Here is a 23,909-nt window from a genome sequence, read left to right on the forward strand (position 1 = left end):
AATCATACCCGCGAAATCCGACGACCCTTAATGCGGGCCATACCCGGTTTCCACAGGCAAAAGAGGCGGCCGTTGCGGGCCGCCTCTTTCCAATATCCGCCTGGGGACCGCTTAATGCGCGGCAAGCGCGCCGAAAATGACGCCGGAGAGCACACCGACCAACACATAGTCGTTGCCGACGCGGATCCATTCCTGGCCGCGGCCGGGACGATGCAGGCCGTAGCGGCCGTAGTCGCGGATCGGCTGGTGCTGTCTCCAGCCTGAATATTTATGGCCGTTGCGCCAGTTGTTGCGCTTCACGATGACCTTCTTATGGATGACGCGCTTCTGGATGAAGCGCTTCTTGACATCCCTGTTGGTGGGCTTTTGCCAGTCGACCTGGCTGTAATTCGACTGCGGAGCGTTCGGTGCATTCAGCGGTGCGGCTTGGCCGGTGAGCGACGTAGCGGCCAGCATCGAGAAAGCGAGTGCGGAAAGGACAATGCGTTTCAAAAGAAGTCTCCTTGGTTGTCGATGCCAGAGGAATAGCGGGCCACCGATGAACCGAAGCTGAACGCCTGCATTACAATTGTGTAATGATTTCCTTTATTTACCCAATAGAGCTGAACATAATCGCAAAGGCAGGAGCCGGTCGCGCTGCTAACTCTGCCTATCCGTTGCTTCGAGCCCGCCCCGCAATGCAACCATTTGCGCGCCCGTCCATTTTCCGACACCGCCCGTCGCGCTGCAACGGCCCTTGAAATCGACAAGATTTTATTATCCGGCTAAAATATTCGAGTTATTATAAGTCACCGCCATGAACATGATTCGTACCCTCGTTTTCCCTTCTGATCGCCACGCCAAACAGGACGCGCATCCTGTTTGCATGCGGGGGGCGAAATGAGCGGGTCCGTCGTCCTTCTGCATCTGGCCGGCGCCGTGGCGCTGATGCTGTTTGCCACCCGCATGGTGAAGACCGGCGTTGAACGCGCCTATGGCGACGTGCTGCGCCACCGCCTGCGCGCCACCATGCGCAATCCGATCATGGCGGTGCTGGCCGGCACCGGCCTTGCCATCGCCCTGCAGAGTTCCACAGCCGTCACGCTGCTGGTCGGCTCCTTCGCCGGCTCTGGCATCGTCTCGGGCGCCGCGGGCCAATTGGCAGTGCGCGGCGCCGAGATCGGCTCTGCGCTGGTGGTCAAGCTGCTGACCTTCGACCTCACCTTGCTGGTGCCGCTGTGCCTGATCACCGGCACGGTCATGTTCATGGCCACCGAGCGGCGCGACTGGCGCCAGACCGGCCGCATTCTGGTCGGCATCGGCCTTTTGATCCTGTCGCTGGAGATGATCGGCCAGGCGTCTGAGCCGCTGCGCAACAGCCAGCTCATGCCGGTCATCATCAACTACTTCTCGACCGATTCCATCACCGCCTATCTGCTGGCGGCGCTGATCACCTGGCTGTTCCAATCGAGCATCGCGGCGGTGCTGTTGATGGCGACGCTGGCAGGCCGCGGCCTGATCACGCCCGAACTCGGCGTCGTTCTCATCCTTGGCGTCAACCTCGGCTCCTCGATCATCGCGCCGATGCTGACCCGCTCGTCGAGCCCCGAAGTGCGCGTCGTGCCGATCGGCAACCTCCTGATGCGCGGGCTTGGCTCGCTGGTCATGCTGATCCTGGTCATGATCTTCAGGCCGCACTTCGCCTTTCTCGGTTCGACGGCGGCGGACCAGATCGTCAATGCCCACATCCTGTTCAACGTGCTGATCCTGCTCGCCGGCCTGCCGCTGGCAGGGTTCGTCTACCGCGCTTCGGAGAAGATCGTCGCACTTGGCACCAAGCCGGTGCCGGCCGCCTCGCTTGACGTCGTCGAACTGTCCGCGCTCAACGAAAGCGCGCTCGACGTGCCGAGCCAGGCGCTGGCCAATGCCACCCGCGAGGTGGTGCGGGTCTGCGAGACGATCGAGATCATGCTCAAGCGCATCATCGAACTCTATGAAAGTGCCGATGCCGACAAGATCAAGGCGCTGGCCGCACTCGACGACCGCGTCGACCGCAAGCACGCCGCGATCAAGCTCTACCTCGCCAAGTTGACCAGGAACCCGCTGACCGAGGACGAAGCGCTGCGCTGCCAGGAACTGATCGGCGCCTGCGTCAAGCTCGAGCAGGTCGGCGACATCATCGTGCGCAACATGCTGGTGCATGTGAAGAAGAAATTCGAGCGCGGGTTGGAATTCACCGACGAGGGCTGGGCCGAGCTGTGCGCCTTCCATGGCTCGGTGCTGGCCAATGCGCGGCTTGCCTTCAATGTGCTGGTGTCGCGCGATCCCGAGACTGCCCGCCAGTTGGTGCTGGAAAAGGACCAGCTGCGTGACCGCGAGAAGGAAACCAGCGCCAGCCATTTCGTGCGGCTGCGCGACGGCACCGCCAAAAGCGTCGAGACCAGTTCGATTCATCTCGATACCATCCGCGACCTGAAGCAGATCAATTCGCTGCTGGCCTCGATGGCTTATCCGGTGCTCGAAGAGCGCGGTCTGCTCACTGGGTCGCGGTTGAAGGCGAGCTGAGAAGCAGCCGAGCTCCCCCCTCGTGGGGGAGATTGGCGCTTCACCGCCTCGCTCACTGAAGAAAACCTAAACTCGCGACAAAAATTTCTTCATTGCCCGCAAAGCCCATCCGTGGTTTGAGGCCGTTCCAGCTAAGGCCTTGCCATGTCGCTTCCGCTCATAGCCCTGTTCATTGCCGCTTTTGCCTTCGGCACCACCGAATTCGTCATTGCCGGCGTGCTGCCGCAGGTGGCGCAAGGTCTTGGCGTTTCGGTCCCCTCGGCCGGCTACCTCGTCTCCGGCTATGCAGGCGGCATCGCCATCGGCGGCCCGCTGCTGGCGCTCGCCACCAAGTCGCTGTCACGCAAGAGCCTGCTGCTCGGCCTCGCCATCGCCTTCACCATCGGCCAGGCGGCTTGCGCGCTGGCGCCCGACTTCACCTCGATGCTACTGTTGCGCATTGCCGTGGCGGTCGCGCATGGCGCCTATTTCGGCGTTGCCATGGTCGTCGCCGTCGGTCTCGTGCGCGAGGACCAGCGCGGCATGGCTGTCGCCGTCATCCTGTCCGGCCTCACCGTCTCCAACGTCATCGGCGTGCCGGCGGGCACCGCGATCGGCAACATCTGGGGCTGGCGCGCGACCTTCTGGGTGATGTGCGCGCTCGGCGTGGCGGCAACGCTGGCCATGGCAGCCCTGTTGCCGCGCACCACCGGATCGTCGGTCAGGCCCGCCGGTTTCGCCCGCGAGGTCCGTGTGCTGGCCCGCCAGCAGGTCTGGACCTCGCTGATCCTGATGCTGATGCTGATGATCGGCCAGTTCGGCCTGTTCACCTACATCACCCCGACACTGCTGGAGGTCACCGGGCTCGACGAGAACCTGGTGCCGTGGGTGCTGCTGCTCAATGGCGTTGGCGCAACGCTCGGCGTCTTCCTCGGCGGCAAGCTCTCCGACTGGAAGCTGATGCCGTCATTGATCACCATGCTGGCCCTGCAGGCGGTGACGCTGGCCGTCATCTACGCCGTCAGCCCCTATCCCTTGCCGATGGTTGTGGCGATCGTCGTCTGGGGCGGCCTCAACTTCGCCATCGGCACACCGATCCAGACCCGCATCCTGGCCTGGACGGCGGACGCCTCAAACCTCGCCTCGTCGCTCATTCCGTCCGGCTTCAATGTCGGCATCGCGCTGGCCGCGTCGTTGGGCGCCGCGATGCTGAACAGCGGCTATGGCTACCGCAGCCTGCCGCTGCTGGGCGCCATCGCCATGCTGGTCGCTATCGCGGTGGCGCTCGCCTCCTATGTCTGGGAAGGGCGCAGCAACGCCACGCCGCCGCTGACGGCCCCAGCGGAGTAGGTCACGATCCGGAAAAGGGGACGCCGGTTTTCCGAAAAGATCGTGATCAACCAAAAACACTTCACCCGCGCCAGCGCAGCAGGCGCATGGCGTTGGCGGTGACCAGCACGGTGGCGCCGGTGTCGGCCAGGATCGCCGGCCAAAGGCCGGTGATGCCGGCAATGGTGGTGACCAGGAACACCGCCTTCAGCCCGAGCGCCACGGTGATGTTCTGGCCGATATTGGCCATCACCGCCCGCGACAGTTTTACCATGCGCACGACGTCCATGACCCGGCCATGCAGGATCGCCGCGTCCGCGGTCTCCAGCGCCACATCGGTGCCGCCACCCATGGCGATGCCGATGTCGGCGGCGGCGAGCGCCGGCGCGTCGTTGATGCCGTCACCGATCTTGGCGACCTTGAGCCCTTCGCGTTGCAATTCGCCGATGATGCGCTGCTTGTCCTGAGGCAACAGCTCCGCCCGCGCCTCGATGCCGAGCGAAGCGGCAATGGCTTGCGCCGTGCGGCGATTGTCGCCGGTCAGCATGATCGTGCGGATGCCTTCGGCCTTCAGCGCCGCAATGCCGGCCGCCGCATCCGGTCGCGGCACGTCACGCATGGCGATCAGCCCTGCCACCACGCCGTCGGCGACCAGCACCGAGACGGTCTTGCCCTGCCCGTTGAGGCTGTCGACGGCAAGGCGCTGCACTTGCGTCATGTCGGCGCGTTCGCCCGCCGCCGGACCGGAGCCGAGGAAGACGGCGACGCCACCGACGCTGCCCTCGACACCTTTGCCCGAGATCGCCTTGGCCGCCAGAGCCGGCGGCACCGGTGCCTTGTCGGCCTTGGCCCGGTCCAGGATCGCCATCGCCAACGGATGGCTGGAGCCCTGCTCCAGCGCTGCCGCCAGCGCCAGCACGGTGCGTTCATCCCTTCCATACGCCACAATGTCGGTGACCACGGGCTTGCCTGCCGTCAGCGTGCCGGTCTTGTCGAAGGCGACCGCCGTGATCCGGCGAAAGCCTTCCAGCACCGCGCCGCCCTTCATCAACAGGCCGCGCCTCGCCCCGGCCGCAAGGCCCGCGGCGATTGCCGCCGGCGTCGAGATGACCAGCGCGCAGGGGCAGCCGATCAGCAGGATCGCCAGGCCCTTGTAGATCCATTCGTTCCAGTCGCCGCCAATGAGCAGCGGCGGCAACAGGGCAACCAGCGCGCCGACCGCCAGCACCGCCGGGGTGTAGTATCTTGAGAAGCGGTCGATGAAGCGTTCAGTCGGCGCCTTGGCTTCCTGCGCCTCCTCCACAAGCCGCACGACCCGGGCGATGGTGTTGTCAGACGCGGCAGCCGTCACCCGCACCTTGAGCACGCCGTCGGTGCTGATCGTGCCGGCAAAGACGACGTCCGCAACGCCCTTGCGCTTGGGCGTGCTCTCGCCGGTCACCGGCGCCTCGTCGATTTCGCTCGACCCCTCGATGATCTCGCCATCGGCCGGAATGCGGTCGCCCGGCCGCACCAGGATGATGTCGCCGACGCCGAGCTGTTCGGCAGGAACTTCCGATGTGCCGCTCGCGCGTTCGACCAAGGCCGTCTTCGGCACCAGATCGGCAAGTCCCTGGATGCTCGCCCGCGCCCGGCCGGCTGCGACACCTTCCAGAAGTTCACCGATCAGGAACAGCACCACCACGGCGGCGGCTTCTTCCGTAGCCCCGATCATCACGGCGCCTATCGCCGCGATGGTCATCAGCATCTCGATCGAGAACGGCGTGCCGGCCAATGCCGCCATCAGCGCTCGCCGTGCGATCGGCACTAGGCCGACCAGCAGGGCGGCAAGGAAGACCCAGCGCTCGGCCGCAGGAAGAAGATGGCCGATGCCGTAGGCGGCGAGAAGCGCTGCCGCGCAGGCCAGCGTCAGCACGGCACGGCGGGAGCGCCACCACGCCTGCCCCGGCGCCGCATCGCTGTGATCATGATCAGCATGATCATGATCCTTGGCCACTGAAGCACGCCCATCGGCCCCGCCTTCCGCCTTGACGATGCCGTAGCCCAGCCGCGCCACCTGCCGCAGCACCTTGTCGTCGTTGAGCCAACCGCTGTGGCTGACCGTCATGCTGGCGCCGGTCACCGAAACCGAGACATCGGCGACGCCGTCGAGACGACGCACCGCCGTATCGATCTTGGCCGCGCAAGAGGCGCAGTCCATGCCGCCGATCTTGAACCGTGTCTGCCCGATCGTTTCCTGCTTGAGCGGCGTCGTCATCACATTACCTGCCTGTCTTGCCCGCGCGGCGTCGCCGCATGGGTCTTGAATGCTGATGTCAGGCACTATAATTGCTCTAGTCACTAGAGCTTCAAGGGAAAATTTCATGTTTTCGATCGGTGATCTCTCGCGTCGCACCGGGGTCAAGGTGCCGACAATCCGCTATTATGAGCAGATGGGCCTTGTCGCCGCGCCCGAGCGTTCGGAAGGCAACCAGCGCCGCTATTCCAGGCAGGAGCTGGAGCGGTTGGCCTTCATCCGCCACGCCCGCGACCTCGGCTTCGCCGTCGACGACATCCGCTCCCTGATCGACTTGAGCGGCCACCCCGAGCAGCCCTGCGGCCACGCCGACAAGATCGCCGAGGAGCAACTGATCTCGGTGCGGGAAAAGATTGCCCAGTTGAAGCGACTCGAGGCCGAGCTCGAACGCATCGCCACGTGCTGCAATGGCCAGACGGTCGGCGACTGCTACGTCATCCGCGCGCTGTCGGATCATGCGCTGTGCGCCGATGAGCATGGTTGAGACACATCCTACAGCTCGATCCGGAACCGCAAGCTTTCCGCCCCGCCATAGGCGGCGTCCTCGAAGAAGCGTTCGACGAGCTTGCCGCCATTGGCCAGGATCACCTTGTGCGAGGCCGGATTGCCCGGCTTGGCGGTGATCTCGACGTGAGCCAGGCCGACCGCCCTCGCCTCGTCCAGCATCAGCCGCAGCGCCTCGGTGGCGTAGCCGCGCCGCCGCTTCCACGGCACCACCGAATAGCCGATATGGCCGAGCACATGCGGCGGCAGTCCCGCCGTGCCCTTCTGCCAGCGAAAGCCGATCGAGCCCGACGCCTCGCCATCCCAGATCCAGCGGCGGAAGCCCGGCAGGCGCGGCACTTTTTTGCCGTCGGGCAAGCTGATCGGGCCGCCCTTGGCCTGGGGATTGTCGAGGTCGGCAAGAAAGGCCACGGGATCCTTTTCGATGGCCGCGAGCTGCTCGCGCGTCGCTTCCATCAGCCGCACATTGTCCGGTGACCAGCCGCGCTCGAGCGCCACCTTGTAGGATGGCAGATGTTCAAGCGCGGGTTTGACGATTTCGATCATGGTGCATCGGCGGAGACGCTACGCCGATAAATAGCAGCATTGCCCGGCAAGGCACGGTCCACCAAGGAGCAGCCTCTTACGACAAGGCCGCGTTTCCATCGCTGGAAACGCGGCCCCGATCTTATGTCCTTGGGAGGACTGGAGCTCCGGCGCAGGCGCGCGGGAGTACCCTTATGCGAAGTCAGGCGATGTCGAAGCGGTCGGCGTTCATCACCTTTGTCCATGCCGCCACGAAATCCCTGGCGAATTTCTGGCTTGCATCCGCGGAGCCATAGACCTCGGCAAGCGCACGCAACTGGGCGTGCGAGCCGAAGATCAGATCGGCACGGGTGCCGGTCCACCTGACCGCCTTGGTCTTGCGGTCGCGCGCCTCGTACACCTCTTCCGAACCCGGAACAGAGCCGGCGGCCGGATCCCAGACCGTGTTCATGCTGAGCAGATTGACGAAGAAGTCGTTGGTCAAAGTGCCCGGCCTGTCGGTGAACACGCCGTGCTTCGATCCGCCGGTATTGGCGCCGAGCACGCGCAGACCGCCGACCAGCACCGTCAATTCCGGCGCGGTCAACGCCAGCAACTGCGCCCGGTCGACCAGCATGGCCTCGACCGACATCGGCTGCTTGCCCCTGACGTAATTGCGGAAGCCGTCGACCTTTGGCTCGAGCGCGGCAAAGGAATGCACGTCCGTTTGCTCCTGCGAGGCGTCCATGCGGCCTGGCGTGAACGGCACCTTCACCTCATGGCCTCCGTCCTTCGCGGCTTTCTCGACCGCGGCAACGCCGCCAAGCACAATCAGGTCGGCAAGAGAGACTTTCTTGCTGCCCGCGTTGAACTCCTTCTGAATGGCTTCGAGCTTGGCAAGCACCTTCGACAGTTCCGCCGGCTGGTTGACGTCCCAATCCTTCTGCGGCGCCAGTCGGATACGTGCCCCGTTGGCGCCACCGCGCTTGTCGGAATTGCGGAACGTCGAGGCCGAGGCCCACGCAGTCGAGACCAATTCGGAGACTGAAAGGCCCGATGCCAGGATCTTCGCCTTCAGCGAGGCGATGTCCTGCTCGCTGACCAGCTCGTGGTCGATGGCCGGGATCGGATCCTGCCAGATCAGCTCTTCCTTCGGCACGAGCGGGCCGAGATAGCGGGCGACCGGACCCATGTCGCGATGGGTCAGCTTGTACCAGGCGCGGGCGAAGGCGTCGGCGAATTGCTCCGGATGCTCGTGGAAGCGCCGCGACACCTTTTCGTAGGCAGGATCTACCCGCAGCGCGAGATCGGTGGTCAGCATCGCCGGCGCGCGGCGCTTTGACGGATCGTGCGCATCCGGAACGGTGCCGGCCCCGGCGCCACCCCTTGGCGTCCACTGATGGGCGCCGGCCGGGCTCTTGGTCAGTTCCCAGTCGAAGCCGAACAGATTGTCGAAGAAATTATTGCTCCACTTGGTCGGCGTCGTGGTCCAGGTCACTTCGAGGCCCGAGGTGATGGCGTCGCCGGCAATGCCGGAAGCATGCTTGCTCGACCAGCCGAGGCCTTGCGCCTCGATGATCGAGCCCTCTGGCTCCGCGCCAACCAACGACGCATCGCCGGCACCGTGCGTCTTGCCGAAGGTGTGACCACCGGCGATCAGCGCCACGGTCTCCTCGTCATTCATGGCCATGCGGGCGAAGGTCTCGCGAATGTCGCGGGCCGAGGCCAGCGGATCCGGCGTGCCGTTCGGCCCTTCCGGATTGACGTAGATCAGCCCCATCTGCACGGCGCCGAGATGGCCGCGAAGTTCACGGTCGCCGGAATAGCGCTTGTCGTCGAGCCACTTGGTTTCCGAACCCCAGTCGACGTCCTGCTCGGGCTCCCAGACGTCAGCGCGGCCGCCGGCGAAGCCGAAGGTCTTGAAACCCATCGATTCCAGCGCGACGTTGCCGGTGAGGATCAGAAGGTCGGCCCAGGAAATCTTGCGGCCATATTTCTGCTTGACCGGCCACAGCAGCCGGCGCGCCTTGTCGAGATTGGCATTGTCCGGCCAGCTGTTGAGCGGTGCGAAACGCTGCTGGCCTGCCCCGGCGCCACCACGGCCATCGCCGATGCGGTAGGTGCCGGCACTGTGCCAGGCCATGCGGATGAACAGCGGCCCGTAATGGCCGAAGTCGGCCGGCCACCAATCCTGCGAATCCGTCATCACCTGGTGCAGGTCCTTGATCACCGCATCGAGATCGAGCGACTTGAATTCCTCGGCATAGTCGAACTCTTCGCCCATCGGATCCGAAAGGTTCGATTGCTGATGGAGAACGCCAAGATCGAGTTGGTTGGGCCACCAGTCACGGTTGCTCCTGCTGGAGGATCCGTGTGCAACGGGGCATTTGCCGGCGCTGGGATCATCGGTCTGTGCGTCCATGTTCTTCTCCGATCGTGGCTGTGTTGAGCTGTTCAACTGCTGGGTGACAGGGACATAGAAATGTCCCTGGAGGCGGTCCGTTTCATGGCTGGCGCGATGACCATATGCCCGATACGCGACCGAATATGTTGGATGTCCTGTTGCTGCGGGCATGCGCCTCACCAGGCGGTCCCGGCTGCTCCTCATCTTCGTTGCGACTCGTATAGCAAAGCCGTCTGATTAATTTAAGTTGGATTTCCTGATTACAGCGATAAGATGACATTATGACAAACCTGACGCTGAAGCAGTTGCGTTATTTCGAGGCACTGGCGCGGCACAACCATTTCGGACGCGCGGCGGATGCCTGCGCCATCTCGCAGCCCGCCATCTCGGTGCAGATCCGGGAGTTGGAGGAAACGCTTGGCACGGCGCTTTTCCAAAGAGGCCCACGCCAGGTCCGGCTGACCAATTTCGGCGAGGAATTCGCCTTGCGCGTCCGCGACATCCTGCGCTCGGTGGACGAGCTGACGGATCTGGCCCGCGCCTCGCGCGACCGGCTGGTGGGACGGTTGCGCATCGGCGTGATCCCGACGATCGCACCCTATCTTCTGCCTGCCATCATCGGCAACCTCGCCCGCATGCATGACGGGCTCGATATCCACGTGCGCGAAACGCAGACGCAGAAGCTGATCCAGGAACTGGCCGACGGCCGGCTCGATGCGGCCATCGTTGCCTTGCCGGTGTCGGAACCCTCGCTGACGGAAATCGTGCTGTTTGCCGAGAACTTCGTGCTGGTCCGGCCCGGCGAGGATGAGGGAAAGCCGGTGCCCAACCGCGAAATGCTGCGCGAGATGCGGCTGCTCCTGCTCGAGGAGGGCCATTGTTTTCGCGATCAGGCGCTGTCGTTCTGCAACATGCATTCGGCACGGCCGCGCGAGTTGCTGGACGGCAGCTCGCTGTCGACCCTGGTGCAGATGGTCGGCGCCGGCGTCGGCGTCACCTTGATCCCCGAAATGGCCGTGCCGGTGGAGACGCGCTCCGCGGCAGTCTCTATCGCCCACTTCGCCAATCCCCAACCATCGCGGACGATCGGCATGATCTGGCGCAAGACAAGCCCGATCGCCAAACAGCTGCTGCTTATATCCGAAGTGGTTCGCCAGGCGGCCGAAGCATTGCGCGCGCAGCACAGTTCGGCATCGGTTGCACAGCCTCTGAATCTACCGGCAACGGCCCAATGAAGGCTGGCTGACCGGATCGTCAGCCTGCCGCGTGGAACCGGATTTCGCCCTTGTTCAGGAAGCAGGTCTTGTCGAACAGCGACAGGTCCAGAGGGTTTGGTAACCGCACGTCGCTGATATCGGGAACCGGCTTCCTCGCCGGATCGTATGAGCGATCGATCTGCGAGATGAAAACGAGGATCAATCCCCTGTCGCGGGCAAAGGCCTTCAGCGTGCGGACTTGCGCCATCAGGTCCGGGTTTTCCCGCTTCTGATCGAGCAGTTGCAGATAGTCTATGACCACCAGCGTACCGCGCGCCGCCGCCGCCAGCGTTCTGACGATGTAGTCGGCGCTGATGGCGTCGGAATTGTCGAACACGAACCGGTCGTTGAACCGTGCAGGGTCCGCCCCGATGGCGCGAAACCGGCCCAGCACATCCCGCTGCGTATACTCCAGCGTGAAGAACACACCGCGATGGCCTGATTTCATGGCTTCGACCGCGAGTTCGAGGCACATCAGCGTCTTGCCGTGGCCGGGTCGTGCACCCACCAGAACAAGATCGCCGGGCGCAAGTTGCGCAAACAGTATGCCGGCAGGCGCCGCCTCGGCTGCCTTGGCTGCAAGCAGACTCCAGCTGGCGAAGCCTTCCTGTGCTGCAACACGATCAAGCGCTTCGTGGAGCGGAATTTTGGCCTCGCGGGACAACAGCTTGGCTTGACGCTTCAGATGGTAAACGGGCGCGGACAGCTTCATTGCAAAACCTCCTGGTGCGAGCAGTTTCCGCAATCCCTCCTTATGCCTGGCGCTCGAACAGTCGGTTCGGTGATGAGAGTGCCCTGCATGAACGATGCTTTCCCGGCGGAGGGAGGAGGCGTGGGCTGCGCCAGAATCAGATGATAGCTCAATCCCTGCGTATCGAAAATCGCAGACATTCAAAGATGCGGGGAGCCCGCTGCAAGCCTCGAGCCAGCATCCCGGCGTAGGAGCATTTGCGCGCGTCGATCTCCTTCATGGCTCTTCGTGCGGACTTGCGGAGGGCACGCGTTAACAAAGGGTGCGCTAAACAAGATGTGTTTCGCCTGATAATGCGAGACCCTTTATGATCGATTCCCGGCGGCAACACCGCAAGGAAACGGCTTTGGCAGGAGTTGATCCGGTGCGGTTGAGATTCGTCCCTCTGGGTATCGTCCCGATCCTCAGCCTCCTCGTCGCCGCCATTGCCTTGACGATGTCGGCTCGATCCTTTGCCGCACCATCTGACGTTCCGGCCTGGCTGCAGGCTCACATCGGCAACAGCGACGGCCAGATCTCACAAATTGTCCTCGAACGAGCCCGCGCGCTTTACCGGAAGAAGGTCGCGCAAGGTGCAGTCAAGAACCCCTGCTACTTCGCCATGGATGCGACGCGCCCCAGCGATCTGGGCGATGGCGTTCTGGGGCGCCGCTATTACGTCATCTGCGAAGCCAGCCAGTCGTTTCGCGCGATTTCGTCGGGTCATGGCAGCGGCCGGAATTTGAAAGGCGTTGTCGATTTTTCGAACAGCAAGCGGTGCGCGAAGAATTTCGGCAATGCGATGGATTCGTCGTTGACGGCCGGCGGCGGCTATATCACCCGCGAGGCAAAAACCTCGTTCAAGGGCTATTACCGCACCGCTGCGAAACAGGACGCGGTTTTCCAGCGCACCTTCATCCAGTTCGACGGCGAAGGCGAGGCCGCGAACGCCAGGCAGCGGGTGATCGGCGGCCATGCCGCCCAGGTGCTGCACGGCCTATGCCTGCGCAAAAACCCGAAAAGTTCGCATGCCGACCATGACGGCTTCGTGCCGTTCGGCAAACTGGTCGACTATGCCGGCGGCCGCAGCAATGGCTGCACCAGCTGGTCGCCGGCGGATGCGCAGCAGATTATCCCGATGGTCAAGGACAATCCGACGACGCTCTATATCTACCCGGAATCGCGCGACATCGCCGCGGTCGCAGCCAACCATTCACAGCCGGGCGCCTACTGGAACGCGTCCTGCCTAAAGGAAATCGGCACACCTAAATTCTGGCCGCGAAAGACCCTCGAGCCGATCATCGCCCAATACAGGAAGGATCACCCGGCACCGCCGCCGCAGCCGCTGCCGATCTGCGAAGCGTCTTGAAGTCCGCATCGCACCGCCGCGCCGCTTTATGTTCGGCGTGCGAACCGCATTGATCGGCAGCCCTGCGACCCACCATCAATGATTTCAATCCGATCTCCAGGCCAGCGCGCCGGTAGCTCCGGTGCCCCGCCTCTCCTCCTCGATGTCGCAACTCGAAACAGCTGTGTGCATAAGGCCGGATGGATCAAGACTGGCTGAATGCTCTGGCCGAGGAAAGAATTTCCGGCACCACGTTCAGCCGATTGTGGTGGTTGGAACCAACGGCCTGCTACCCAGTTAGAAGGCCAGCAAGTCTGGTTGCAGCCTTGCCGCCATATGAATCAGAACCCGCCGACGCAGTCTACGGCCTAGCAGGATGCCGTCCTTGCGGCGGCGTTGCCCGGCTGGGAAGCCGGTGTGGCTGCCTCCGCAACCTGGGCTGCACAGCCGCTGACGACATGCAGACACCGTCGCCGACAGCCAAACAATAGGAGGTATGCCGACATGAAAGCAGTCCGCATCCACGCTTTTGGCGGACCTGAGGTCCTTTCGATCGATCAAGTCCCCTCGCCTCAGCCGCTTGACGACGAGGTTGTGCTCAGGGTCCGCGCCGCAAGCGTCAATCCGATCGACTACAAGACCCGCGAAGGGTCGGTGAGCGAAACCCTGCCGATCACGCTCGGGCGCGACGTGTCCGGCACGGTGGAAATATGCGGTACGCGGGCGCATACGTTGAAGAAGGGCGACCCGTTATTTGCGATGCTTGGTCATGACCGGGGCGGCAATGCCGAATATGTCGTGGTCAAGGCGACGGAGGCGGCTGCGAAACCGGATCGTCTAAGCCATGTCGAAGCCGCGGCGGTGCCGCTTGCCGGCATCACTGCATGGCAGGGCCTTTTCGACCATGGCGGCCTCAAATCCGGGCAACGGGTTCTCATCCATGGCGGCGCCGGCGGCGTCGGTCATCTGGCGATCCAACTGGCCAAGGCCGCGGGCGCGTTCGTCGCGACAACCGTTTCCGCCGAGGACGTCGTTTTCGTGCGTGAGCTTGGCGCCGATCAGACGGTCGACTACAAGAATCAGCGTTTCGAAGAGGTCGTCAATGCGGTCGACCTGGTGTTCGACCTTATCGCGGGCGACACGCAGGACCGTTCCTGGGATGTGCTCAAGCCAGGCGGGACGCTCGTTTCCACTCTTTCCCAACCGTCGCAGGAAAAGGCAAACTTGCGTCGGGCGCGTGGCGTCTCCTATCTGGCCGAGCCGAATGCGGCGCACCTTGCCGAGATCGGCCGCCTCATCGACGCCGGCAAGGTCACCCCCTTCGTGCTAGCCACCTACCCTCTTGGAGAGGTCGCCAAAGCGGAAGAACGGCTGGAAAATGAGCATGTGCGTGGCAAGATCGTGCTTGAGGTTTCCGCCTAGCGAGTTGGTGCTTCTGCAGTCCCTCTCGAACGGGTTATCCGATCCGCGCCTCGCCGTCGCTGTCCGGCAGGTTCGGAAACAGCACCTTCAGCTTGTGCTCCGCGCTTGCCCAACTGCGCGTGTGATGTTGCCAGAGGCACCAATTGCTCACCGCAAAGGCTAGAATGCCAACAGTCACGGCAAGACTGACTGTCGAGCAAATGACAACCTTGAGCATCACGCCGGCAAAGACACCGGCGATGGCACCGTTGACGACATTCACCATTCCTGCGGTTCCGGCGAACGCTTGCCAGGGCCTTGGCTTGAGGCCGACATCGGCCAGCAGAGCCGTTTGGTTGTCATGAGTGGAGTGAACCAGATAGCGCGCCATCGAGGGAGTAAGCTCGGTGTAGTAGTGCCTGATGCGTGCCATGCCGCGGGCGTGGACCATGTCTTCGATGGCCACCTGTACAGCCCTGACGAATGTCACCAGCCCGATGAAGTAGAGGCATGGCAACAGGATCAGGCTGAACAGCATGAAAGGAAGCCCCATCCTTGTCACCTGGGCGACGAAGGCAAGGGCGATCGTGGCGCTGGATACCGAAGTCAGGAACAAATTTGCGCGCTGATTCGCCTCCTGAATCGTCGCCGCCCTGGCGGTCCCCAGCACCAAATGCTCCGTGGTCATCATCTGCAGGAGTTGCTGCCGGTTCTCGCCTTCATCGGTTTTTGTCTTCCTTGCAGGCATCGCAAAAAACCTGTTGCGGGACGCGCTCCCCCCACCCAATCAACTCCTCAAAGCCGCCCACCCAAGGAACGAACTGCTTCGGAAGGGGTTCCAGCGCAACCAAGAGCGGTTCCGTGATCCCGGAGCAGAGCCGGATCACAGACCGAGCCAATTTTGTAGACAGATAGCGAAACGATTGTCCCCAAGCATCGATTCGAAACCAGACATGAATTTGATGAGGAGGCGATGATGAGCGCTACCGGTTTGGATGTTTTTGACAGGACGCTGCAGACGACCAACATTTGGCTCGACGAGATCATGGACGATCATGGTCCGGATCGGCGGATTGCATGGCACATATTGGGCGCGGTCTTACGGACCGTAAGGGACAGGCTGCAGATCGGGCTTGCGGCCAAACTTGGGGCGGAACTGCCGATCCTGGTGCGCGGCGCCTATTACGACCACTACCGGCCCGCAGCCGAGCCGGACAAAACGCGCTCCCTTGAAAACTTCTCGCAGCACATCGGCGAGGAATTGAAATCGATCCGCCCCGTCGATCCCGAGGAGGCGGCACGCTCGGTGTTCCGAGTTCTTGCACGGCATATTGATCTGGGCCAGTCGGCCAAGGTGCGCGATGCGCTGCCGAAGGAAATCCAGGCGCTCTGGCCCGAGAGCCTCGGCGTCAAATAGCGACGGCAACGACTCTGACGGCCTCCGAGCGGCGCGCCGAGGCTGGCGTCCAGCAGGGCGTCAGTCCCGTAAACGGTTGGCGGCATGATCCTGATGCTGCTCTGTCGCGACCTGCCTGGAGTCCAAACCGCGTTCTTTGGAATGCTGTGCCTTGTCGCGATTGGACAGAACCTTGTTTTCTTCGAGCTTGTCCTTTGGCGTTACGGTCATGGCGCCTGTGCCAGAACCCTTTCCCTGCGAACCTGCTCCGATGTGTTTCTTGCTCCCGCGTGCCATGGGCTGCCTCCAATCTATGACAAATGTTCCAGGATCGGTGCTCATCTAGTCGTCAGGACGGTTTTTGTGATGGACGCTTTCCTGATTTTTGCCGCGAAGGATGTTGCGGTCGTCCGGATCGACGAGGTCCGGTGTGTCGGTTCTCATGTCCGATCCCTTGCGCAGCGCTTCGCGTTCCGCCGCTGATCGTTTCAGATCCGCCTCTGAATCGAAATCCTTGCCGGCGTTCTTTGTGTTTTCCCGCTCTTCAATGATGCGAATTTGTTGATCGTGGGTTTTGCGTCCAGTCATCGCTTCCTCCGGCGTGTTCGTGTTGGCGCTCGAAAGTCACCGGCCACCTCTAAGGTCGGGTCCGAGCCTGCCCTCGTGCTGATAATGGCAAGGTGACGGGATCGTTCCGAAAAGCGTTGAAGACGCTTTTCGCCAGATGGGCTCGGTTCGGCTTAGGCGCTCACGTTGACCGAGGCCGCCGCCCCTCTTCTGAACCATGGCCTCCTTCGAACGTTCGGCGACCACCGGACTGGCGCCGGACGCCTTTCCGTCGCGCTCCAGCTCAGCGCAGGAAATCGACCACAGCCTGGATGAACTCTGCCGGATACTCAATGTTCGACAGATGGACCGCGGGCAGCACGACCAGCTTCGCGCCGGGCACCGCCGCGGCAATCATCTCGCCGTGGCTGGCTGCTGTCACCGTGTCGTGCCGACCGGCGATCACCAGCGTCGGTCGCGGTATCAGTGCTACGGTACGGCGAAGATCGGCGTCGCGAACCGCCGCGAACAGGCCCGCCAGGCCTTGCCGGTCGATAGCCAGCAGCATGGTGCGAAACTCTTCGACCACGGGCTCGTTGGCGGCAACCATCGACGCGGGGAACCAGTTGCTCAGGAACGTCTCGGCGGTTTCCGACATGTCCGGTGCCTGCCGCACCGCGGCAATCCGCTCGTCGAAATAGCTTGCCGGCGAGAGATGAGACGAGGTGTTGCTCAGGATCAGCCGGTCGATCCGCTCGGGCGCGTGGATGCCGAGCCACTGCGCGACGAACCCGCCAAGCGACAGGCCAAGGAAATGTACGCGTTGCAGGTCGAGCGCGTCGAGCAGTTCGATGACGTCGCGGCCAAGCCGGTCGAGCGAGTAGGCGCCGACAGGAACGCTCGATCCGCCATGGCCGCGAAAATCGTAGCGCAGGATACGGAAATGCTTCGACAACTCGCCAACCTGCCTGTCCCACATGTGCAGCGTGGTGCCGATGGAATTCGATAGCACCAGCACCGGCTTGCTTGCCTCGCCGTCGAAGCGGTAGGCGATGCGCGTGCCGTCTCCCGTTATGACGAAATTCAGCTCATTCATGATGAAGATTCCTTCTGGAACGTTTTGAATGAGGCCAAACGTAGCCGAGGGACAATTTTGTTGATATTACAAAGACAGGACAATCTCTGTAATAAAAACCGACATGGCCGAATTTACCCTCCACGACCTTCAATGCTTCGATGCGGTGATTCGCACCGGAGGCTTTCAGCCTGCGGCGGCCGTGCTGCATCGCTCGCATCCGGCGGTGTTCGCTGCCGTCGCCAAGCTGGAGCGACAGCTCGACCTTTGCCTCCTGGACCGCAGCGGCTATCGCGTGCGTGCAACCGAGGCAGGGCTGTCGTTCCACCGCCGAGCGCTATCGCTGCTGCGCGAGCTGGACGGTTTGCGCGTCCATGCCGCCCAGTTGGCGATGGGTGAAGAAAGTGAGATCCACGTGGTGATAGGCGACCTGTGCCCGCGCCCGCATGTGCTGGGCATGCTCGGGCGGTTCTTCGCACAGTGCCCCGGCACGCGCCTGCATCTGCATTTCGAAGCGGTCGGCGGCCCATGGGAGCGTCTATTCGATGACGAAGCCGATCTGATCCTGCACTGGGTCGACAAGGGCGATGCGCGGGTGGAATGGGTCGATCTGTGCAAGGTGTCCTTCATTCCCGTGGTGGCGCCGGGCTTTCTGCCCGAGCGTATCGAGCAGCCGATCACCCTGGACCAGATGCAGGCACTCACCCAATGCGTCATGCGCGACAGCGCCCGCCATTCGCCACAACAAAACTATTCGCTGATCGAAGGCGCGCCGCAATGCCTCGTCGCCGACCAGGGCATGAAGAAGGAGATAATCCTGCAGGGCCTTGGCTGGGGCCACCTGCCCCGCTTCCTGATCGAGGAAGAACTGCATGACGGGCGCCTGCAATCCATTGCCGGCCGCCATCTGCCGGGCCGCACCGACGAACTGGTGGTGGCGCGGCGCCGCGACCGGCCGCATGGGCCGATCGCCAACCGGCTGTGGGATCATATCCAGCAGGAAGCGCCGACATTGCGCCGTGCATTGTAGCCGAGGAGGCCCGCCGGACAGATACCGACCAACCAGTCGCGAAAGGCGCCAGTGGAAATCGGTCATTAATGACCGGCCGTGCAATGCCAGGACCTCTCGGGTCCCGTCGAGCGATCACTTCCTGTGATACGCTCCAGGCTGGCGGCCGCTCTTCGGAGCCTTGACGTCCTTTGAACGCTCCGCGATAGCGGGGCCGGCCCCGGACGTCTTTTCGGTTGCGGCGCTCGGCGTGCCTTGCCTTGGCGGGTTTTGTCCGTCCGACTGGCGGGTTCGGTCTTCCACTTCGCCCACCCGGCGGGTGAGCCCCATTCCGCTGGCGGGCTTCTTGTTGGCGGCCGCATCCTGGGCGAATTCATCGGAAGCGTCGGCATCGGTCTTCGCCGGATATTTCGTCGCGCCGGTTTCGTAGCGGGTTTCGTTGTCAGTCATGACATCTCTCCAGTTGCATGACGGATAAACATCTCGGCGGTATCCGAGTTCCAACTCCTGGACTTCCGGACGGATCTGGGTTCCGGGAGCGCCCGGTCGGCCACCCAAGCGACGAGATGAGCAGCACCCTACTGCAGCAGACCCTTGACGATGCCGCTCGCCTTGCCGAAATCCATCTGGCCGGCATATTTCTGCTTCAGTGCGGCAATCACCTTGCCCATGTCCTTCTGGCTGGCCGCACTGGTCGCGGCGATCGCCTCGCGCGCCGCAGCCGTCACCGCCGCATCGTCCAACTGCGTCGGCAGGAAGGTGCGGATGATCTCCATCTCGCCGCGCTCCTGCGCGGCGAGTTCCGGCCGTTTGCCGTCGTCGAAGGCTTTGGCCGATTCCTCGCGCTGCTTCACCATCTTGGCCAGGATCTGCAGGATCTCCTCATCGCTGGCCGGCTCCTTGCCCGAACCGCGATTGGCGATGTCGCGGTCGTGAATGGCCGCTTGGATCAGCCGCAATGTCGGCAGCCGGTGCTTGTCCTGCGCCTTCATCGCGCTCTTCAGGGATTCGGCGATTTTGCCGCGCATGGTACATTCTCCTTCGATCGGCGCGGACAATAGCGCCGGGGGCGAGCCAAGGCAAACCCTGATATGCCGGGGCAAGCCACTGATTTTGCTAGGCGAAATAAAACATGGCGGCATTTCGCATGATCATTGACCGCTCTGCCCCCTTCCCCTATGTACTGGGCCTTGCATGAACGGAAATTTGACTGCGTGGAGGCCGCGAAAATCGCCGCTTCGCGCCGTTTGCCGCGCAGATGGCCCGCCGGGCCGGTTGCAGCGGGCAGCCCGATAGGAGTGCCGCCATGGCCGAGATGACCGCCGCCTCGACGCCCGCCTGGACCACTGAAAAGCCGACCGCCCTTCTGGTGCTGGCCGACGGCACCGTCATCGAAGGTCGCGGCCTCGGCGCCACCGGCTCCGCCGTCGCCGAAGTCTGCTTCAACACGGCGCTGACCGGCTACCAGGAAATCCTCACTGACCCTTCCTATGCCGGCCAGATCGTCACCTTCACCTTCCCGCATATCGGCAACATCGGCACCAATGACGAGGACATCGAGGATCTCAATCCGGCCGCCCGCGCCGGCGCCGTTGGCGCCGTGTTCAAGGCCGATGTCACCGACCCGTCCAACTACCGCGCCGGCGCTGGTCTCGACCAATGGCTGAAGAAGCGCGGCATCGTCGCCCTTTCGGGCATCGACACCCGCGCGCTCACCGCGCTGATCCGTGAAAGGGGCATGCCCAACGCCGTCATCGCGCATGCGCCCGATGGCGTGTTCGACCTCGACGATCTGAAGCGCCGCGCCGCCGCATGGTCGGGGCTGATCGGGCTTGACCTCGCCAAGGAAGTCACGTCGGGCCAGTCCTCGGTCTGGCGCGAGACGCCCTGGGTGTGGAACGAAGGCTTTGGCGAGCAGACCGAACCGACAATGCACGTCGTCGCCATCGATTATGGCGTCAAACGCAACATCTTGCGCCTGCTCGCCGGCCTCGGCGCCAAGGTCACGGTGGTGCCGGCCAAGACCGGCGCCGAACAAATCCTTGCCATGCAGCCGGACGGCATTTTTCTCTCCAATGGCCCCGGCGACCCGGAAGCCACCGGTGACTATGCCGTGCCGGTCATCCGGGATCTGTTGAAGACCGACATCCCGGTGTTCGGCATCTGCCTCGGCCACCAGATGCTGGCACTGGCGCTGGGCGGCAAGACCGCCAAGATGCACCAGGGCCATCACGGCGCCAACCATCCGGTCAAGGACCACACCACCGGCAAGGTCGAGATCGTCTCGATGAACCACGGCTTTGCCGTCGATGCCGACTCGCTGCCATCGGGCGTCGAGGAAACCCACGTCTCGCTGTTCGATGGTTCGAACTGCGGCATCACGCTGACCGGCCGGCCGGTGTTCTCGGTCCAGCATCACCCCGAAGCCTCCCCCGGCCCGCAGGATTCGCACTACCTGTTCCGCCGCTTCGTCAATTTGATCCGCGAAAAGCGCGGCGAGGAATTGCTGGCCGAACGGGCCTGATCCTTTGAGGATCGGCTGTTAGCTATAATATCGCTTAACGCAAAGCGATAAATGTGCGATATTATTTGTTGTGAAGACGATCATCCTTTCAGTATCGGCGGCTCGCGATCTCGATAACCTGCCGGCGGATGTCCGCGAGCAGGTTTCCGAAGGTTTGATCACTTACGCCGTCAGCGGTCGTGGAGATGTAAAGCGTCTTGCCGGCCGGAACGGTTATAGACTGCGTATCGGCCGCTACCGCGTCATATTCGACGAAGACCGCACCACGATTCTCGCGATCTACATCGGCAAGCGTGAAACGACGACCTATAGCAGGCCATAGGACAGGACATCATCATGAACGCCCCGCAAATCATCAAGACCTCAACCGGCGAAGAACTGGTCGTCATCCCGAGGGCCGACTACGAGGCATTGCTGCATGCCGCTGAAGAAGCCATGGATGCTGCGGATGTGGCGATCTACGATGAACGGAAGGCCGAGCTCAAAACGGAAAAGCCCCTGCCCGCTGCCGTGACCATGGATATCCTGCGGGGCTCGAGCCGGCTCAAGGCGCTGCGCAATTGGCGCAACCTGACCCAAGCCGATTTGGCGACTGCTATTGGTGTCAGCCAGGGTTTCCTGTCCGACCTCGAATCCAATCGTCGCAAACCATCGCCGCAGACCAGTGCCATGCTGGCAAAGACGCTGGATATCCCCGGCGAATGGATCGAAACCTAGAGCAATCCCGGGAAAAGTGTGAAACGGTTTTCCGTCCGGGAATTGCGTCAAACAAAGACTCTAGTATCTCGTCCTACGCCACCGGCCGGCCTTCGCTGGCTTCCAGGATGGCGAACCATTGCTGGCGGTCGAGGCTGATCTCCAACGCCTTGACCATGGCGGCCAGCCGTTCCGGCTTCATCGAACCCAGCACCGGCACCAATCGGGCCGGATGGCGCAATAGCCAGGCGATCGCGACGGCAGCCAGATCGCCGGCTCCGATCTCGGCGGCCACCGCAGCAAGCGCTGCCCGCACCCGCGCCTCGCGCCCCTCCTTGCCGGTGAACAGCGAGCCGCCCCCGAGCGGCGACCAGATCATCGGCGCATAGGCAAGGCGCTGCGCGTGGTCCAGGCTGCCGTCGGTCAATGCGGCCGTTTTCAGCACCGACATTTCGATCTGGTTGGTGGCGAGGGCGAACGGCAACCGTGAGGCCAGCAGATCGAACTGCGACGGCGTGAAGTTGGAGACGCCGACCGCCCTCACCTTGCCAGATGTGACCAGCTTGGCAAGAGCTGCCGCCGTCTCGTCGGCATCCGTCAGCGGGTCGGGCCGGTGCAGCAGCAACAGGTCGATATAGTCGGTGCCGAGATTGGCAAGCGACCGCTCCACCGACGCAACAATATGGCCGCCACCGGTATCGTAGTGCTTCAGCCGGTTGTCCGGCCGGTTTGGCGACTTCAGCATGATATCGCATTTCGAGATCAGCTCGATGCTGTCGCGCTTGCCTTCCCAGCGCGCCAATCCCGCACCGAAGGCCGCTTCCACCTCGTAGTTCCCATAGATGTCGGCATGATCGAAGCTGGTCAGGCCGAGATCGACGGCGGTGCCGATCAGCCGTGCGACCTGATCGGCATCCGGGCGGGCGGCGCTGTCGAGCAGACGCGAGGCGCCGAAGACCAACCGCGACAGCGACAGTCCGTCCCGAGTCAGCGCAATGCGGCTGTGACTCACACCTGCGCTCCATCTTCGGCGACGCCGGCGGTGACATTTGCGCGCGCCGCGGGCCTCGCCACCTTGGTGACGAAGACGATGACCGCCAGCGTCAGAAAACATGCGCCCACCAGATAGGGCGCACCGCCGAAGGTCACCGGCGCGCTTGGCCCGGTGAACCAGGAAAAGATCGCCGTATAGAGCAGCGGCGTGATGATCGAGGTGATCGAGAAGATCGAGGTCATCGCCCCCTGCAATTCGCCTTGCGCCGATGGCGGCACTTTGGCGGCGGCGAGGCTCCTCAGCGGTGGATCGGCCAGCGCTTCCAGACAGCCGACGACGATCACCGCATAGATCATCCAGCCTTGCGACGCGAAGGCATAGCCGAAGGCGCTGGCTGCCGTGAATGTCAGGCCGATGACCGCCGTCTTCCACTCGCCAAGCCTCGGGATCACGCGCGGCAGCACCGTCGCCATGACGATCGCACCGCACAGGCCGAAGGCGCCGAGCGAGAAGCCGATCTGCTGCTCGCTCCAGCCATAGCGATAGCTGGAGACGAACGACCAGACCGCCGGATACATCATGTGCCCGAGCGTCATCAGGAAGAAGACAAGCCCGATCCAGCCGATGCCTTGATATTGGCGCATCTGGAGCAGCGTGCCGACCGGGTTGGCGCGTTTCCACTCGAAGCGGCGGCGATGCTTGTCATCGAGCGTTTCCGGGAGGAAAAACAACGCAATGAGGAAATTCACGAAGGCGAGCCCGGCGGCGAAATAGAACGGCACGCGCGGCCCGAACGTACCGAGCAGCCCGCCGAGAACCGGCCCGATGACGAAGCCGACGCCAAACGCGATACCGAGCAGGCCGAAATTCTTTGCCCGGTTCTCATTATTCGAAATATCGGCGATGAAGGCTGAAGTCGTCGAATAGCTGGCGCCTGAAATGCCGGCCAGCACACGCCCGATGAACAGCATCGGGTAGGACCAGGCGACCGCGCAGATCAGATTGTCGATGGAGAAGGTCAGCACCGATGCGAGCAGGATCGGCCGCCGCCCGAACCGGTCGCTCAAGCCGCCCATGATCGGCGCGAAGACGAACTGCATCGCCGCATAGACGAAGAACAGCCAGCCGCCTTCGATCGCCGCGCCGCTGATGCTGACCCCGGTCAATTCCCTGAGATAGGCCGGCAGCACCGGCATGATCATGCCGAAGCCGATAATGTCGAGCAGCAGCGTGGTGAAGACGAGCGCAAGGCCCCGTCTGGCGGTTTTAGGGTCGATCATGCAGGATCAAGCTCCTCTGCTCGCCCTCAGGCGCAGGCGGACGCACTTATAGGCGAGCCCGCCGCAAGGAACAATGTGAGAACAGGCTGATTCT

The 23,909-nt window shown here is 63.0% G+C and carries 24 protein-coding genes; 11 read left to right on the forward strand and 13 right to left on the reverse strand.

Features of this window, described 5'->3' with window-relative positions; all coding sequences use genetic code 11:
• Positions 1–111: 111 nt before the first annotated feature.
• On the reverse strand, positions 112–492 hold the full coding sequence (locus EOA19_RS28365; RefSeq protein ID WP_127270906.1) for an RcnB family protein: 381 nt from the start codon (positions 490–492) through the stop codon (positions 112–114).
• Between the two features lie 387 nt (positions 493–879).
• On the opposite strand from EOA19_RS28365, the gene EOA19_RS28370 reads away from it, so the two are divergent.
• Both EOA19_RS28370 and EOA19_RS28375 read left to right on the forward strand, forming a co-directional pair.
• Positions 880–2,544 (forward strand): Na/Pi cotransporter family protein, encoded by a 1,665-nt coding sequence (locus EOA19_RS28370; RefSeq protein WP_023809671.1) that lies wholly within the window; start codon positions 880–882, stop codon positions 2,542–2,544.
• Positions 2,545–2,688: 144 nt separating this feature from the next.
• Complete coding sequence (locus tag EOA19_RS28375; protein ID WP_128305490.1) at positions 2,689–3,873, forward strand: MFS transporter; 1,185 nt, start codon at positions 2,689–2,691, stop codon at positions 3,871–3,873.
• A 61-nt stretch (positions 3,874–3,934) separates the two neighbouring features.
• Here the strand turns inward: EOA19_RS28375 and EOA19_RS28380 are convergent, their stop codons facing one another.
• On the reverse strand, positions 3,935–6,109 hold the full coding sequence (locus EOA19_RS28380) for a heavy metal translocating P-type ATPase (RefSeq protein WP_128305491.1): 2,175 nt from the start codon (positions 6,107–6,109) through the stop codon (positions 3,935–3,937).
• A gap of 106 nt (positions 6,110–6,215) precedes the next feature.
• Between EOA19_RS28380 and EOA19_RS28385 the strand changes: the two genes are divergently transcribed.
• Complete coding sequence (locus EOA19_RS28385; RefSeq protein ID WP_023809674.1) at positions 6,216–6,632, forward strand: helix-turn-helix domain-containing protein; 417 nt, start codon at positions 6,216–6,218, stop codon at positions 6,630–6,632.
• An 8-nt stretch (positions 6,633–6,640) separates the two neighbouring features.
• Here the strand turns inward: EOA19_RS28385 and EOA19_RS28390 are convergent, their stop codons facing one another.
• Positions 6,641–7,198, reverse strand: coding sequence for a GNAT family N-acetyltransferase (locus EOA19_RS28390; RefSeq protein ID WP_128305492.1), 558 nt, complete (start codon positions 7,196–7,198; stop codon positions 6,641–6,643).
• 181 nt (positions 7,199–7,379) lie between these two features.
• Complete coding sequence (katG, locus tag EOA19_RS28395) at positions 7,380–9,578, reverse strand: catalase/peroxidase HPI (protein WP_023809675.1); 2,199 nt, start codon at positions 9,576–9,578, stop codon at positions 7,380–7,382.
• Positions 9,579–9,841: 263 nt separating this feature from the next.
• Between katG and EOA19_RS28400 the strand changes: the two genes are divergently transcribed.
• The gene (locus EOA19_RS28400) at positions 9,842–10,795 is read left to right on the forward strand and encodes a hydrogen peroxide-inducible genes activator (protein WP_128305493.1); all 954 of its coding nucleotides are present in this window, start codon (positions 9,842–9,844) and stop codon (positions 10,793–10,795) included.
• Between the two features lie 19 nt (positions 10,796–10,814).
• On the opposite strand, the gene EOA19_RS28405 is transcribed toward EOA19_RS28400, so the two are convergent.
• Complete coding sequence (locus EOA19_RS28405; protein WP_023809677.1) at positions 10,815–11,528, reverse strand: DNA helicase; 714 nt, start codon at positions 11,526–11,528, stop codon at positions 10,815–10,817.
• Between the two features lie 403 nt (positions 11,529–11,931).
• On the opposite strand from EOA19_RS28405, the gene EOA19_RS28410 reads away from it, so the two are divergent.
• Positions 11,932–12,915 carry a hypothetical protein gene (locus EOA19_RS28410; protein WP_128305494.1) on the forward strand — a complete coding sequence of 328 codons (984 nt, stop codon included), beginning with the start codon at positions 11,932–11,934 and terminating at the stop codon, positions 12,913–12,915.
• A gap of 483 nt (positions 12,916–13,398) precedes the next feature.
• A complete protein-coding gene (locus EOA19_RS28415; RefSeq protein WP_128305495.1) occupies positions 13,399–14,316 on the forward strand; it encodes an NADP-dependent oxidoreductase in 918 nt (305 codons plus the stop codon).
• Between the two features lie 34 nt (positions 14,317–14,350).
• Here EOA19_RS28415 and EOA19_RS28420 read toward each other — a convergent pair whose 3' ends face one another.
• Positions 14,351–15,043 carry a hypothetical protein gene (locus EOA19_RS28420; protein WP_128305496.1) on the reverse strand — a complete coding sequence of 231 codons (693 nt, stop codon included), beginning with the start codon at positions 15,041–15,043 and terminating at the stop codon, positions 14,351–14,353.
• 228 nt (positions 15,044–15,271) lie between these two features.
• On the opposite strand from EOA19_RS28420, the gene EOA19_RS28425 reads away from it, so the two are divergent.
• Positions 15,272–15,712, forward strand: a complete 441-nt coding sequence (locus tag EOA19_RS28425; RefSeq protein ID WP_128305497.1) for a DUF2267 domain-containing protein — start codon at positions 15,272–15,274, stop codon at positions 15,710–15,712.
• A 60-nt stretch (positions 15,713–15,772) separates the two neighbouring features.
• On the opposite strand, the gene EOA19_RS28430 is transcribed toward EOA19_RS28425, so the two are convergent.
• From EOA19_RS28430 to pcaD, 3 genes are all read right to left on the reverse strand, one after another.
• A complete protein-coding gene (locus EOA19_RS28430) occupies positions 15,773–15,988 on the reverse strand; it encodes a hypothetical protein (RefSeq protein ID WP_013530133.1) in 216 nt (71 codons plus the stop codon).
• Positions 15,989–16,033: 45 nt separating this feature from the next.
• Complete coding sequence (locus EOA19_RS28435; protein ID WP_023809680.1) at positions 16,034–16,279, reverse strand: hypothetical protein; 246 nt, start codon at positions 16,277–16,279, stop codon at positions 16,034–16,036.
• A 262-nt stretch (positions 16,280–16,541) separates the two neighbouring features.
• The gene (gene pcaD / locus EOA19_RS28440) at positions 16,542–17,333 is read right to left on the reverse strand and encodes a 3-oxoadipate enol-lactonase (RefSeq protein WP_128305498.1); all 792 of its coding nucleotides are present in this window, start codon (positions 17,331–17,333) and stop codon (positions 16,542–16,544) included.
• A 103-nt stretch (positions 17,334–17,436) separates the two neighbouring features.
• Here pcaD and EOA19_RS28445 point away from each other — a divergent pair, with 103 nt between their 5' ends.
• On the forward strand, positions 17,437–18,342 hold the full coding sequence (locus EOA19_RS28445) for a LysR family transcriptional regulator (protein ID WP_127297499.1): 906 nt from the start codon (positions 17,437–17,439) through the stop codon (positions 18,340–18,342).
• A 114-nt stretch (positions 18,343–18,456) separates the two neighbouring features.
• Here the strand turns inward: EOA19_RS28445 and EOA19_RS28450 are convergent, their stop codons facing one another.
• Positions 18,457–18,771, reverse strand: coding sequence for a hypothetical protein (locus EOA19_RS28450; RefSeq protein WP_023809683.1), 315 nt, complete (start codon positions 18,769–18,771; stop codon positions 18,457–18,459).
• Positions 18,772–18,899: 128 nt separating this feature from the next.
• Positions 18,900–19,349, reverse strand: a complete 450-nt coding sequence (locus EOA19_RS28455) for a GatB/YqeY domain-containing protein (RefSeq protein ID WP_023809684.1) — start codon at positions 19,347–19,349, stop codon at positions 18,900–18,902.
• Positions 19,350–19,627: 278 nt separating this feature from the next.
• Here EOA19_RS28455 and carA point away from each other — a divergent pair, with 278 nt between their 5' ends.
• The 3 genes from carA (at position 19,628) to EOA19_RS28470 (ending at position 21,562) form a co-directional block, all read left to right on the forward strand.
• Positions 19,628–20,845, forward strand: a complete 1,218-nt coding sequence (gene carA, locus EOA19_RS28460) for a glutamine-hydrolyzing carbamoyl-phosphate synthase small subunit (protein WP_031212679.1) — start codon at positions 19,628–19,630, stop codon at positions 20,843–20,845.
• A 70-nt stretch (positions 20,846–20,915) separates the two neighbouring features.
• Positions 20,916–21,167: a type II toxin-antitoxin system RelE/ParE family toxin gene (locus EOA19_RS28465; RefSeq protein WP_023809686.1), complete on the forward strand. Its 252-nt coding sequence runs from the start codon at positions 20,916–20,918 to the stop codon at positions 21,165–21,167.
• A 14-nt stretch (positions 21,168–21,181) separates the two neighbouring features.
• Entirely contained in the window at positions 21,182–21,562 is a 381-nt protein-coding gene (locus EOA19_RS28470) for a helix-turn-helix transcriptional regulator (RefSeq protein WP_023809687.1), read from the forward strand.
• A gap of 73 nt (positions 21,563–21,635) precedes the next feature.
• Here the strand turns inward: EOA19_RS28470 and EOA19_RS28475 are convergent, their stop codons facing one another.
• Positions 21,636–22,553 (reverse strand): aldo/keto reductase, encoded by a 918-nt coding sequence (locus tag EOA19_RS28475; RefSeq protein WP_023809688.1) that lies wholly within the window; start codon positions 22,551–22,553, stop codon positions 21,636–21,638.
• Complete coding sequence (locus EOA19_RS28480) at positions 22,550–23,815, reverse strand: TCR/Tet family MFS transporter (RefSeq protein ID WP_128305499.1); 1,266 nt, start codon at positions 23,813–23,815, stop codon at positions 22,550–22,552. Before EOA19_RS28480 ends, EOA19_RS28475 begins: the two co-directional genes overlap by 4 nt.
• Positions 23,816–23,909: the final 94 nt, after the last annotated feature.

The sequence above is a fragment of the Mesorhizobium sp. M7A.F.Ca.US.010.02.1.1 genome, from assembly GCF_004023085.1.
In the GTDB taxonomy this organism is placed as follows: Bacteria; Pseudomonadota; Alphaproteobacteria; order Rhizobiales; family Rhizobiaceae; genus Mesorhizobium.